This window comes from Phaeobacter sp. HF9A (assembly GCF_011806385.1).
Classification (GTDB): domain Bacteria; phylum Pseudomonadota; class Alphaproteobacteria; order Rhodobacterales; family Rhodobacteraceae; genus Epibacterium.
Window position 1 is genome coordinate 1 of the sequence record NZ_JAATOX010000120.1, and the last position, 12634, is coordinate 12634.

11 protein-coding genes, 2 tRNA genes and 1 pseudogene are annotated in these 12634 nt (G+C 62.2%); 4 read left to right on the forward strand and 10 right to left on the reverse strand.

Features of this window, described 5'->3' with window-relative positions:
• The coding region (locus HCZ87_RS16880) for an aminotransferase class III-fold pyridoxal phosphate-dependent enzyme (RefSeq protein ID WP_167645611.1) at positions 1 to 1247 on the reverse strand (1247 nt) is incomplete at its 3' end.
• Positions 1248 to 1414: 167 nt separating this feature from the next.
• On the opposite strand from HCZ87_RS16880, the gene HCZ87_RS16885 reads away from it, so the two are divergent.
• On the forward strand, positions 1415 to 2011 hold the full coding sequence (locus tag HCZ87_RS16885) for a TetR/AcrR family transcriptional regulator (RefSeq protein ID WP_167645613.1): 597 nt from the start codon (positions 1415 to 1417) through the stop codon (positions 2009 to 2011).
• A 2-nt stretch (positions 2012 to 2013) separates the two neighbouring features.
• On the opposite strand, the gene HCZ87_RS16890 is transcribed toward HCZ87_RS16885, so the two are convergent.
• Positions 2014 to 2622, reverse strand: coding sequence for a glutathione S-transferase family protein (locus HCZ87_RS16890; RefSeq protein WP_167645615.1), 609 nt, complete (start codon positions 2620 to 2622; stop codon positions 2014 to 2016).
• Between the two features lie 63 nt (positions 2623 to 2685).
• Between HCZ87_RS16890 and HCZ87_RS16895 the strand changes: the two genes are divergently transcribed.
• On the forward strand, positions 2686 to 3405 hold the full coding sequence (locus tag HCZ87_RS16895) for a YafY family protein (protein ID WP_167645618.1): 720 nt from the start codon (positions 2686 to 2688) through the stop codon (positions 3403 to 3405).
• 239 nt (positions 3406 to 3644) lie between these two features.
• A tRNA-Arg gene (locus tag HCZ87_RS16900) sits at positions 3645 to 3718 on the forward strand.
• A gap of 323 nt (positions 3719 to 4041) precedes the next feature.
• Here HCZ87_RS16900 and HCZ87_RS16905 read toward each other — a convergent pair.
• The 8 genes from HCZ87_RS16905 to HCZ87_RS16940 all read right to left on the reverse strand — a co-directional run bounded on the left by HCZ87_RS16905 (position 4042) and on the right by HCZ87_RS16940 (position 11475).
• Positions 4042 to 4118: transfer RNA gene (locus HCZ87_RS16905), tRNA-Arg, on the reverse strand.
• Positions 4119 to 4198: 80 nt separating this feature from the next.
• On the reverse strand, positions 4199 to 5584 hold the full coding sequence (locus HCZ87_RS16910; RefSeq protein WP_167645620.1) for a HAMP domain-containing sensor histidine kinase: 1386 nt from the start codon (positions 5582 to 5584) through the stop codon (positions 4199 to 4201).
• Between the two features lie 251 nt (positions 5585 to 5835).
• Complete coding sequence (locus HCZ87_RS16915; protein ID WP_167645622.1) at positions 5836 to 7131, reverse strand: TRAP transporter large permease; 1296 nt, start codon at positions 7129 to 7131, stop codon at positions 5836 to 5838.
• Complete coding sequence (locus HCZ87_RS16920) at positions 7128 to 7685, reverse strand: TRAP transporter small permease (RefSeq protein ID WP_167645624.1); 558 nt, start codon at positions 7683 to 7685, stop codon at positions 7128 to 7130. Before HCZ87_RS16920 ends, HCZ87_RS16915 begins: the two co-directional genes overlap by 4 nt.
• Positions 7686 to 7741: 56 nt before the next feature.
• Positions 7742 to 8737, reverse strand: a complete 996-nt coding sequence (gene dctP / locus HCZ87_RS16925; RefSeq protein WP_167645626.1) for a TRAP transporter substrate-binding protein DctP — start codon at positions 8735 to 8737, stop codon at positions 7742 to 7744.
• An 87-nt stretch (positions 8738 to 8824) separates the two neighbouring features.
• On the reverse strand, positions 8825 to 9478 hold the full coding sequence (locus HCZ87_RS16930; protein WP_167645628.1) for a GntR family transcriptional regulator: 654 nt from the start codon (positions 9476 to 9478) through the stop codon (positions 8825 to 8827).
• Positions 9478 to 10332 carry a dihydrodipicolinate synthase family protein gene (locus HCZ87_RS16935; RefSeq protein ID WP_167645630.1) on the reverse strand — a complete coding sequence of 285 codons (855 nt, stop codon included), beginning with the start codon at positions 10330 to 10332 and terminating at the stop codon, positions 9478 to 9480. Before HCZ87_RS16935 ends, HCZ87_RS16930 begins: the two co-directional genes overlap by 1 nt.
• A gap of 102 nt (positions 10333 to 10434) precedes the next feature.
• A complete protein-coding gene (locus HCZ87_RS16940) occupies positions 10435 to 11475 on the reverse strand; it encodes a GlxA family transcriptional regulator (protein WP_254868684.1) in 1041 nt (346 codons plus the stop codon).
• 134 nt (positions 11476 to 11609) lie between these two features.
• Here HCZ87_RS16940 and HCZ87_RS16945 point away from each other — a divergent pair.
• Positions 11610 to 12521, forward strand: a pseudogene (locus HCZ87_RS16945) (3-keto-5-aminohexanoate cleavage protein); the annotation flags it as partial.
• Between the last annotated feature and the right edge of the window lie 113 nt (positions 12522 to 12634).

Consider the following 12634-nt stretch of genomic DNA (forward strand, 5'->3'; position numbering starts at 1 on the left):
CCCAACAGGCCCAGCTCCTGGCAGATGTCGTCCACCTTCAGCGCGAAGGCATAGTCGCGGTCCTCGTCCGGGTTGGCAGGGTCCAATTCGCATTCGATCCCCGCCATCAATCCGATAACCCGGACCTCTGACACGACGGGCAAGTCTTCGAGGCTTTTGACGGCTTTGGCAAAATAGGGTGCGATATCGCGCACATGTTGCATCAGCCCGTCATTTTCCATGATATCGAGATTGGCCATTGCCGCAGCGGCGGCGACCGGATGGCCGGAATAGGTAAAGCCGCTAAAGAATCCCTTGGGCGTGTCACTGACGTTGCGCATGTCGTCGAGCAGGCGATCCGAGATCAGCAGTGCCCCCATAGGCACATAGCCGGAGGTCAGCCCCTTGGCGGTGGTGATCATATCGGGCACCACCCCGAACACGTCCTCGGAGGCAAAGTGATACCCCAATCGCCCGAAGGAGGTGACCACCTCATCCGCGATGAACAGCACGTCATGTTTGCGACAGACCTCGTGGCAGCGCTTGTAATATCCCTCTGGCGGGATGATGACGCCGCCAGAGGCCATGATCGGCTCGGCGATGAAGGCGGCGACCTTGTCGGCGCCGAGCTCCAGAATTTTGGCCTCCAGCTCCGCAACCTTTTCGTCACAGAAGGCATCCAGCGATTGCCCCTCTGCGCGATCTTTCGGTTTGGGGCAGGACAGGAAATGGATGTGATCGGTGATCATATCCATGCCTTCCTTTTCGCGCATTTTCCCGGAGCAGCTGGAGCTGAGATAGGTGGCGCCGTGATAGCCGTTCACCCGGGCGATGATGTGCTTCTTTTCCGGCCGCCCAAGCGCGTTGTTGTAAAGAAAGACCAGGCGCAGCGCCGAATCCACCGCCGTGGAGCCGCCGGTTGTAAAGAACACGGTGTTCAGATCGCCGGGGGCAAGCGCGGCCAGACGTTGCGCCAGCCGGGTCGAGGTCTCGGAGGCCATGGACCAGGGCGAGAAATAGCTCAGGTCGCGCATTTGCTGGGCGACCGCTTCGATGATCTCTTCGCGCCCATAGCCCACGTTTACACACCACATTCCGCCGGGGCCGTCGATCAGCTGATTGCCGGCAGCGTCCTGAACATAGATTCCCGCGCTGCTGTTCAGGGAGGTCCATGCCTCATCGCCGATCGCGGTCACATCTTGCCAAGGGTGCAGGAAGTTGCGATCTCCGCTGTCATTTCTTCCATATTTTTCAGCATTTTGTGACATGTTCGCTCCTGTTGGTGAGAGACGTGGCCGCGCCCGGTCTCTGCGTATTTTCCCGCTCTGCGGGGGTGGTTTGTGAAATTTTGTAGTCAACTTTAAATTTGACTTTATAACAAAAATGATGGCAACTTCAAGTTATGGGATTGAGAGAAAAACAAAAAGCCGACCGCATGCTGCGCATCCTTGATGCCGCAAAGGAGCTGTTGAGCCACCAGAGCTTTGACGATGTGCGCGCCGAGGCGATCGCGGAACGGGCCGAGGTCTCCCCCGGCACGCTCTACAACTACTTTGGTGGCAAGAACGAAATCCTGCTGACCCTCGCGGCGATCGAAAACGAACATCTGCTGGACCTGGGGGAGGCGGTTGTGCCGGATGGTGCCACCTCGGCCAAGGCGCTGCTGAACCGTCTTTTCGATATCTATTACGGCGACACATATATGATGTGGCACCGAGATATCTGGCGGCTCGGCTTCGCGCTCGCCTTTACCGATGTCAGCACGGAATACTCCAAACGTCTGCGCGATTCCGACCGGGCCTTGCGCCAGCAGGTGGTGCGCGCCACCGTTCAGCTTCAGGCGCAGGGAAAGCTGCGGGCGGACCTGGATTGCAGCGTGTTCGGGGCGATGCTGTTCAACAACGCCAATATGCTGTTCCTTGAATTCACCTGGTCCGAACACACGACATTTGACGAACTGCGCCTCCAGATCAGGAAGATGACGGAAGCGATGATCGACTTGGCCGTGCCGCCGGGCGACGCCGCCGGCTGAGCCTATGGCGCCTGCCGCGCGCGCTCTCGTTCCATGACGGACGCCAATGCCGGCCGGTTGCTGCAACGCTCTATCCAGGCTTGAATGCGCGGCACTTTGGGCGCGGCGTCAGGCAGCCATTGGAAGGGGCTGGAAAGCAGCAAATCAGCCGCTGAATAGGTCTCTCCCAACAGATAGGGTTGCTGCTCCAATGCCTCGGCCAGGCGCGCAAACACCGCATCCAGATCGCGGAACGTCGCGTGCAGCGCCGGGTGTTCGATCTTGGCCCAATCGAGCACCAGCACCGGCTCCATCACCCCTTGATAGTAAAACAGCCAGCTCAGGAATTCGCCGCGCTGCGGGTCTGAGATGGGCCGCCCCAAACCGGCAGCGGGAAACAGATCTGTCAGATAGGCGATGATCGCGCCGCGCTCTCTTACGTGATCGTCGCCGCTGATCAGATAGGGCACCTTCTTTTCAGGATGCGGATTGCGGGTATCGGGGCCACCGCTGCCATCCTGTCGTGCGACCGTGACGTCCACCACGTCGATCTGATCGGTGATGCCCAGCTCTTCGATCAGGACGAGGATCGAGGTCGAGCGGGAGTTCGGGGAGTGATAAAGTGTCAGCATGGGGTATCCAGACGTTGTGTGAGACCTTGTCATACCTGGGGCCTGCTGACAGATTGCGTCAGTATGGCTCGAACCGATCGCCTTATGCGTCTGATGGACACGCTGCGCCGCCTGCCGGCCCCCGTCACCGCCGCACGGCTGGCGGCTGAGACGGGCGTGTCGTCTCGTCAGCTCTATCGCGACATCGCCACGCTCCGCGCCGGGGGTGCCCTCATAGATGGCGAGGCCGGGGTTGGGTATCGGCTGATCGAGGATGCGGCGCTGCCGCCCCAGAGTTTTTCGCAACTGGAAATCGAGGCGCTTGTACTCGCGGTCGGTGACCTGTCCCGGATCGGGGACGCGGAGCTGGAGACCGCAGGCCGCTCCGCCCTGGCGCGGATCATCGCCACGCTGCCAGACGAGCAGTCCCGCCAGGCGGTTCATACTGTCCTGCGCAGTTTCCGGCCGCCAGCTGCGCGGGAGACGCTCCGCGTCGACATGGCGCTCTTGCGCCGCGCCTGCTGGGAAGAGCGGGCGCTCAATATTCGCTATCGCGACCTAAAGGGACAGATCACCCAGCGCGAGGTCTGGCCGCTCGGGATAAGCTACTCCGACCATACGCTCATGATGTTGGTCTGGTGTTGCCTGCGTCACGATTGGCGCATTTTTCATGTATCGGGCATAGAAGACGCCCAGCTGAGCGGCGGCCGTTTCAGGCCGCGCCGCGTGCCTTTGCTGCGCGACTATGTGGCGAGGCTGCAACGGGAGAGGGCCCGGCAGCCGGAGCCGAAAGACATGCTCTAGCGCACTGCCAGGGCGAGACCTGCCACCTGCGCCATTCGCCGCGCCAGCGCGCTCGAAGCGTGACTCGTTTCTCCGCCCAGCGGTACAGTGTTCTTATCGCGACCACAGCCAGACGCGACGCCTGAGGGATTTCATCTGTCCTCACTGCCAGCAGCCAAGGTGCGATGCCGTGAGAAAATGATCTAAAGGCGGATTGTGTGAACTTCGCCAATCGTTTAAACGTCGTGGCGCGCGTACCAGGCCCCTTAGCTCAACTGGATAGAGCAGTCGACTTCTAATCGACAGGTTGAGGGTTCGAGTCCTTCAGGGGTCGCGCGGTTCGGCAATTGCAGTCAGAGACGGCAGTTGGCTGCGCAAACGGAAGCACATGTCTGCGCAAGGCTGAAACGTGTGGGGTGCATAGACTCCATCTACACCAGATCCTGTCCAATCAATTGGGAGTAGCTCAGTGCCGCCGCGGCCCTAGCATAGCTAGGCGCTTTCCGTGCGTCGCCGCTCTAAAGATCTAGCGAAGCATCACGTAAGGGGGGGGCGAACCGGATACTCGCGGCTTGCCCACAATCATTCGGTTCGCGGTGATTGGGTGAGTTTATGACGCAAAAGCCAATTTCGTCTGACGTTCTACAAAGGGGGAAGTGGCGGACCGAGGAGGATTCGAACCCCCGACCCCTTGATTCGTAGTCAAGTACTCTATCCAGCTGAGCTATCGGTCCACTAAGCGCGGGGTTTATCTCTGGCCTTGGGGCAGCGCAACCCCAAAACGGAAATAAATTACGTCAAGGGTGTGCGGTGGTTAGATGGCGCCATCGCCCTTGGGCAGGCAGATCTTGAACACGGTGCCCTCGGGGCCTGTCTTGTCCAGAATGACCTGTCCGCCGTGGCCGCGTATAAGCTCTGCGGCGATTGCCAGGCCGAGGCCGGAGCCGCCTTTGCGCGCGCCGCCCTGGAACGGGGTAAAGAGGTTGTCCTGTGCCTTTTTCGGCAGGCCAGGGCCGGTGTCTGCGACCTCGATCCACCAGGCGTTGTCATCTTCTTGCAGGCTGACGGTGATCTGTCCTTTCTGGCCGGTGGCGATGATCGCCTGGCGGGCATTGCGCACCAAATTCATGATGACCCGAAAGATCTGTTCTTTGTCGCAGCGGATCACCGTCGGATGGGGCACCGCGTTGAGGATCTCGACCGCGACATCGGAGGCCACCAGCGCTTCGCTTTCGGCGACGTCATCGACGATCTCGCTGAGGCAGGTGCGGCCAAAGGTCGGGGCGGGCTCCTCGGCGCGGCCAAAGGCCAGCGTGCCCTCGCAGAGCGACACCGCACGGGTGATCGAGTTCACCAGCTTGGGCGCAAGGCGGCGCACGGTGGGATCCTCGCTCATTTCGATCCGGTCGGTGAACAGCTGCGCCGAGGTCAGGATATTGCGCAGATCATGGCTGATCTTGGCCACGGCCGATCCCAGCTGCGCCAGCCGTTCGCGCTGTTTCAGCGCATGGGTCAGCTCGGTTTGCAGCTTTTGCAGCGCCTCTTCGGCTTCGCGCAGTTCGATCACGCCAGCTGAGGGGGTGATGATGCCGCGGGCGTCCTCGGGCGCGGCGGCGTAGCGCTGCATATAGCCGATCACGCCTTTGATCGGTTTCACCAGCACCATACGCACCGCCACAAACAGCAGCACCGCCGTCAGCACCGAGATCACCGCCGACACCACAAGGATGCTCAGGCCATATTCGATCATCTCTTCGCGCAGGGGGGCGGTCTCCATGGTGATCTCGATCAGCAATCCGGCGTCGCGCACCGGTGCCCCGATCACCCGGATGATGTCATTGCCCGGCGTGACCAGCCGCGTCAGCGCATCGCGGATCAGGGTGACGGAGCCCGCGTCGCGCAGATCAAAGGTGCCGCTGATCGGGCGCGGGATCGGCGAGGACAGCACCAGCTGGCGCATCTCGTCGCGCCGCAGCACCACGTTATAGACGCCCGCGTTTTCCAGCAGCTCCTTTTCCAGCGCGCTGTCGATCATGTCATCGGCCAGCAGCGCCAGCGAGGCGATCTGGGCCCGTTGCAGCCGGTCCGAGAGGTAATCCTGGCGAAAACGAGAGATGGAAGGGACAAAGATAAGCACTTCGGCCAACATGACGAAGACCGTTGTCAGGATCAGAAATCGGCCCGAAAGCGTATTTAGCATATGTCCCCGTTTCCGCCTGAGGGTAGCCAGCCTTCTGCTGGTCCGACAACCCGCTTTACGACGGAACTTTCAAATCGTGTGCAAGAGAAATATGCGGTCGTGACCGGTTTGTTAAGCGCTGTGATCGCCAGTTAGGGGGGAACTCTTGCGGCGAATTGGCTCATTTTCAGGTGATTGGCTCCGGTGGTGCCGCTCAGGGATAAGCAAATTCCCGCCCCGCCGCGCCAAGGGGCAGAGCGGGGCAGGGGGCATTAGCCGGCATAGCCAAAGCTGCGCGGCAGCCAGAGCACCAGCCCCGGAAACAGGATCATCGCCAGCAGCGCCAGAAGCAACACGCCGAGGAATAGCCAGATTTCGTGAATGATCTCGCCCAGGGGGATGCGGGTGACGGCGTTGATCACGAACAACAGGATCCCATAGGGCGGGGTGATCAGGCCGATCATGCAATTGACCACGGCGACAACGCCGAAATGCACAAGGTCGATGCCCAGCTCGCGGCAGGTCGGGATGAACAGCGGGATGACCACCAGAATGATGGTGGTGGCGTCCAGAAGACAGCCGAGCAGCAGCAACAGCAGGTTCACCGCGAAGATGAACACCAAAGGATGCACATCCAGCCCCACCAGCTGCGCGGCCAAAAGGTTGGGGATGTTCTCGGAGGCAACCACATAGTTCAGGATCAAGGCGCCGCCAATCACCAGCCCCACGGCGGCAGAGGAGCGGGCGCTGTCGATCAGGATCTCCATCAGCGCCCTCAGGCGCAGGGCACGATAGAACATCGACGCCAGCACCAGCGCATAGAAGGCCGCCACTGCAGCGGCTTCGGTCGGGGTGGTGACGCCGCCGTAGATCCCATAGAGCAGGATCGCAGGCATCATCAGCGCCGGAAAGGCGGTGACCGTGCGCCTGGGCAGCTCTGCCAGCGGTACGGGGTCTTCCAGCGCAAAGCCACGGCGCAGCGACAGCCAGTAGTTCATCGCCATCAGCACCAGCCCCATCAGCAGCCCCGGAACGATACCGCCAAGGAACAGATAGCCTATCGAGGAATTGGACACCAAAGCATAGAGCACCATCGGAATCGACGGCGGGATGATCGGCCCGATGGTGGCGCTGGCGGCGGTGATGGCGGCGGCATAGCCCCTTGTGTAGTGACCGCTGCGGGTCATCATCTCGATGATGATCTTGCCGATCCCGGCGGCATCGGCGACGGCAGAGCCGGACATGCCGGAAAAGATCAGCGAGGCCACCACATTCACATGGCCCAGCCCGCCGCGAAAACGCCCGACCAGCGCCACGCAGAACCCCAGCAAACGGTCCGAAATCGTGCCCGCGTTCATGATATTGGCGGCAACGATGAACAGCGGCACCGCCAGCAGGATGAAACTGTTATAAAGCCCGTCCAGCAGGATTTTCCCTGCAAGGCCAATGTCCTGACCGGCTGCGGCCAGATAGACAAAAGACGCGATCAGGATCGCATAGGCGATCGGCATGCCAATGCCGGCAATCATAAAGATGGTGCCAATGCACAGAAGAAATTCGATGCTCATTTATCGCCCTCAGTGACGTTATGCGTCGGCAGAATGCCGTGGCGGATGGCCTGATAGGCGGTCCAGGCATAGCGCAGCGTCACGGTGATCAGGAACAGCATGTAGACCGAGTAGATATCGCGCATGCGGATCCAGTCGCCAAAAACGTTGGACAGCGTCGCGGTCTTCTTGAGTCTCAGGATGTAGAATTTGCTCCAGGTCGGCTCAACCGACAGCGCAAGTCCGGCGGCAATCACCAGCGCGCCGAAGATGACAAAGCCGCGGCGCAGGCGGGGGCCGACATGGCTGTAGAGCATATCAAAGGAGACATGGTCCTCGTCGCGCACCACAAAGGCGCAGCCGATGAAGATGATCCAGACCCAAAGCAGCAGGCAAAACTCCAGCGTCCAGCCATAGCGGGAGGGATCAAGGAAGGGCAGGGCCTCGCTGATCCAGCCCAGCCGCGCCGAATAGCGGATGGTGATTTGCAAGACAAATGTCAGAAACATCAAGGCGATGAGCGTGCCGACAATCAGCTCTGCGGCGCGGCGCAGCAGGGCACATGCGCGTATCATGGGCGTGTCTCCTCCCGGTGGGGGGATGGATGGCCCGTAGGCCAGCCACCGCGCGATCAGTTGCCCAATGCGTTGATCTGGTCGAGCACACCTTCGGGCCAGGAGGCAGCGAATTCGGTGCCCTTGTATTGCTCCTGCACGTGGCTGCGGAAGGCCGCGAGATCCGGCTCATAGACCGCGAGCCCCTGTTCCTTGAGGAAGGCGACAAGGTCCTCTTCCTTCTGGAGCTGCTTTTGACGGCCGCTTTCGGCGGCGTCATCTGCGGCCTGTTGCAGGGTGGCCTGTTGCTCGGCACTCAGGCTGTCCCAGGTCGCCTTGGAAAGCGCGATATAGTTCAGGTCAACCAGATGCGAGGTCAGGGCGATCTGGCAGGTGACCTCGTAGAACTTGGCATCCACCACGGTCGGCAGCGGGTTGTCCTGACCATCAACAGAGCCGGTTTGCAGCGCGGTATAGACCTCGGTGAAGGCCATCGGCGTCGGGTTCGCGCCCAGGGCCTTGCCCAGGAACTGCCAGGCGTCGGTGCCGGGCATGCGCAGGTTCACACCGGCGAGATCCGCCGGGGTCTGCACGTCCACCTCGTCGCGGCACTGGCGCAGGTTGACGTGGCGACGACCCAGATACATGACCGTCAGCAATTTGACGCCCAGTTCATCCTCCACGGTTTTCTTGAAGGGATCCATCAGCGCGTCGTTGAACACGGCCACCTGATGCGCGGCGTCCTGATGCACATAGCCGGTGGCAAAGATCGAAAACTCCGGGAAGAACTGCGCCAGCTCCTGCGCCGAGGCGATGGACATTTCCAGATCACCCGATGCGATGGCCTCCAGCTCCGACCCCTGCGCGATCAGCGATGCGTTGTAATGGGGCTCATAGGTGGCAAATTCCGCAACCGCCGGGCCAAAGACCTCGGCCAGCGCGACTGATCGCTGGTCGGTTTCCGAGGCTGGCGTGGACATGCGCAGCTTGACTTTATCGGCGGCAGCGGCGGGCAGGGCCAGGGTCAGGGCTGCCATGGCCGCCAGCATGTGGCGGGTCATCTTATGTGTCATTTGGGTCTCCTCCTCTGATGTTGCGGGTCTCCGCAATCCTTTGGTTCTTTCGTTCCTGTCTGTTGAACGTCGTTTACACCCCGGGGATCAGATCCCCAGCGCCCTCCCTTTGGCGCTGTTGATATGGGCCAGTATCGCGGCCTCGGTGGTGTCCTTGTTGCGCGCCAGCAGCGCGTCGATGATGGCCAGGTGTTCCTCCATGACGGAGACCACAAGTTCTGGCAGCATGCGGGTGTCCGCGTTGCGGATCAACCGGATTTTTATCGCATTAACCCGATGAATGTCCGTGACAATCTGGTTGCCCATGTGATCCACCACATGGTCGTGAAAGGCCCAGTCCATATGTTGGGCGCGCGCCAGCAGTTCCGGGGTGACGCCGGCCTGGGCTTCGTTTCGAATGGCCAGATGCTCCTCTTTGAACCGCAGAAGATCGCCGTCAGGCGCGTCGGTGCAGAAGAGGCCAAAGGCCTCGGTTTCGATCATCCGGCGCAGCTGAAAGGCGTTGCGGATCAGTTCCAGATCAATGGACAGCACCTGCAAGCCGCGTTTGGGCGAGGTGCGGATCAGCCCGTCGGCCTCCAGACGCGGGATCATCTCGCGGATGGCCCCCAGCGGCATGCCGGTCAGCGCCACCAGCTCGCGCTGGGATACGAACTGCCCGGGCTGGATATCGCGCTCCAGCAGCTTTTGGGTAAAGCTGGAGTAAGCGTGATCCCGCAGTCTGATTTCCGGTTCGGACATTAGGCCTCGGCTTTCGTTTCTTGCAGCAGGCGTGCGCGATCCGTTGCGTCCAGCGCGCGCAGGGGCAGGCGCAGATGGTCCCAGGCGGCGTCACCGGTTTGCTGGGCTATCAGCACCTTGAGCGCCGGGATGACGGGCATCGACACGATACGGGTGACTTCCGCCGACAGGGCGGCGTCCTCGGTGGCGGTCGCCACGATTTGCGCCATACGTTCGGGATAGAGATTGGCCACGCCCGAAATCGCCCCCCCGGCGCCAAGCGCAACCGCCCGGTGCAGCAGGCGTTCGTCGCCGATCAGCACCGTGACGGTGCCAAGGGCCAGAAACGCCTCGGCGCTCTCCCAACTGCCGGAGCTGTCCTTGATCGCCTGCACCCGGTTCGGCGCGGCGGCGGCAAGACGGCCCACCAGCGCAGCAGAGAGCGGCACGCCCGAGAGCTGCGGGATGTTATAGAGGATGAAACGTGCCTTTGGATCGACCCGGCGGAACAGCTCCATATGCCAGTCGAACAGCCCTTCCTCGTCGAGTGGTTTGAAATAATAGGGTGGCAGCAGCAGAAAACTGGTGATCCCGAAACCAAGCCCCTCTGCCACCTGATGGTCTGCATCCCCCAGCGAGGTGGCGCAGATCCCGAGCGTGATGGATTCCGCCGCGCAGCCCGCCTCCAGCAGTGCCTGGATGCCCAGAGCGCGCTCTTGGGCGCTGATCGAGGCACCTTCGCCGGTGGTGCCAAACAGGGTGACCCCCCTGAGCCCGCGATCCAGCAGCGATTTGGCATGGTGGCCGAGGCGCGCGCCATCAATCTCGCCATTGGCCTGAAAGGGCGTCAGCAAGGCGGCAGAAATTCCAAACATGTCGGTTGTGTCCTTTTGATTCCCTCGCAGGCTACGAGATGAATCTTCGTGTTTCAACTGACATGTCAGATGTTGATGCTGTGCAGCTGCGCCCGCCGCCCCCTAGTGGTGCGTCGTTGTGGAAGCCTGCGCAGGGGGGTGTGCCACCGTATGGGTGCTATGACGCAGGCTGGGCACCGTGCTTTCCTGCCGCAATTCGCGCGCAGAGGTGCCATGGGCGGTGCGAAAGGCGCGGGCGAAGCTGGATTGCGAGGCAAAGCCGGTGGCCATGGCGACCTCCATCAGCGGCAGGTCGGTATCGGTAACCAGACGGCGGGCCTCGGCCAGGCGTAATTGCAGATAGTGATCCTGCGGCGTGGTGTTCAGGCGCAGGCGGAATTGCTGTTGCAGGCTGCGCGGGCTGGTGCCCAGCACCTCGGCGATTTCGGCCAGGGGTTTGGGCTCGTCCAGCGCCGCTTCCATGATCGCATTGGCCTTGGCGGTGAGCGCATTGTGACGGTGATGGCCAAGGCGGCTCTGGGGGCGAACAGGGGCTTGGCTGCCATCGTAGAGAAACAGCCCGGCCACCCGCGCGGCAAAGCCATGGCCGTGGCGGGCGCCGATGATATGCAGCATCATCTCGATCGCCGGGGTGGCACCGCCGGAGGTCAGCCGCCCCTCGGATAGGGTGAAGCGATCCGTGCGGCAGTGGATGTCGGGAAAGCGGGCGGAGAAATTCTCCAGATCTTCCCAATGGGTGGTGGCGGCATGGCCATCCAGAAGCCCCGCCTCTGCCATCAGCCAGGGGCCGCCGTCGATACCGGCGATGGTGGTGCCGGTGCTGGCGATGCGGCGCAGCCCCGCCAGCAGGCTCGGGGTGGCATGGCGGGCCAATTGAAAACCGGCCACCACGATCAGCAGGTCACAGTGATCCAGCCGCGCCAGCGGGGTTGAGGGCACCGTCAGGCCCGAGGTCAGCATCGGGGCCTCAGCCGTGGCGCTGATGTAATCCCAGTCAAAGGCCGCCCGACCCGCCAGCCGGTTGGCGGCGCGCATCGGATCCACCGCCGCCGCAAAGGACAGGGTGTTGCACTCGTCCATCACCAGAACAGCGGTCTTGAGCGGGCGGTTCTCCGGTTGGAGTATGTTTTTTGCGGGTTTCATCAACTTCGATTCGCCTGAGGTAAACTCTGTCCTGCAAGGCTGAGCCAGAGTCAGAGGCAGCGCAAATTGGAATCCGGGGAGAAGCCTGGGGATAACCCGGGGCACAACCCTGTACATCACGAGGACAACAGAAAATGCCACTTCTCATGAACCGCGAGGTCTTTATCACCTGTGCCGTGACGGGCTCCGGCGGCACCCAGGATCGCAGCCCGCATGTGCCGCGCTCGCCCAGGGAGATCGCCGAAAGCGCCATCGCGGCGGCCAAGGCGGGGGCGGCGGTGGTGCATTGCCATGTGCGCGATCCAGACACCGGCGCGCCCTCGCGGGACCTTGCGCTTTACCGCGAAGTTACCGACCGGATCCGCGACAGTGACACCGATGTGGTGTTGAACCTGACGGCGGGCATGGGCGGCGATATCATCTTTGGCGGTGTCGAGGCGCCGCTGCCGGTAAAGGAAGTCGGCACCGACATGATCGGCGCCGAGGCCCGGGTGGCGCATGTGGCGGAGTGCCTGCCGGAGATCTGCACGCTGGATTGCGGCACGATGAACTTCGCCGAGGCCGACTATGTGATGACCAATACGCCCGGCATGTTGCAGGCGATGGGCAGGCGGATGACGGAACTGGGCGTCAAGCCGGAGATCGAGGCCTTTGACACCGGTCATCTGTGGTATGCCAAGCAGCTGGTCGAGGATGGCATATTGGAGCCCGACGCGCTGGTGCAGCTTTGCATGGGGGTGCCCTGGGGGGCGCCGGATGATCTCAATACTTTTATGGCGATGGTGAACAATGTGCCTGCTTTCTTTCCCTTCTCGGCCTTTGCGCTGGGGCGGCATCAGATGCCCTATGTGGCGGCCTCGGTGCTGGCGGGCGGCAATGTGCGGGTCGGGTTGGAGGATAATCTCTACCTCGACAAGGGGGTATTGGCGCAGAACTGGCAGTTGGTGGAGCGGGCCGCGGGCATCGTCTCCAACCTTGGCGCGCGGGTGATCACCCCGGCCGAGGTGCGCGAAAAGCTGGGCCTGGTGAAACGCGCGCCAGTGGCGGGGGTAAAAAGGGGGGGGGGAAGGGGGGGGGGGGGCCCCCCCCCGCGGGGGGGGGGGGGGGGGGGGGGTTTGGGGGCCCCGCCCGGGGGGCCCCGGGGGGTCCCCTCCGCGGG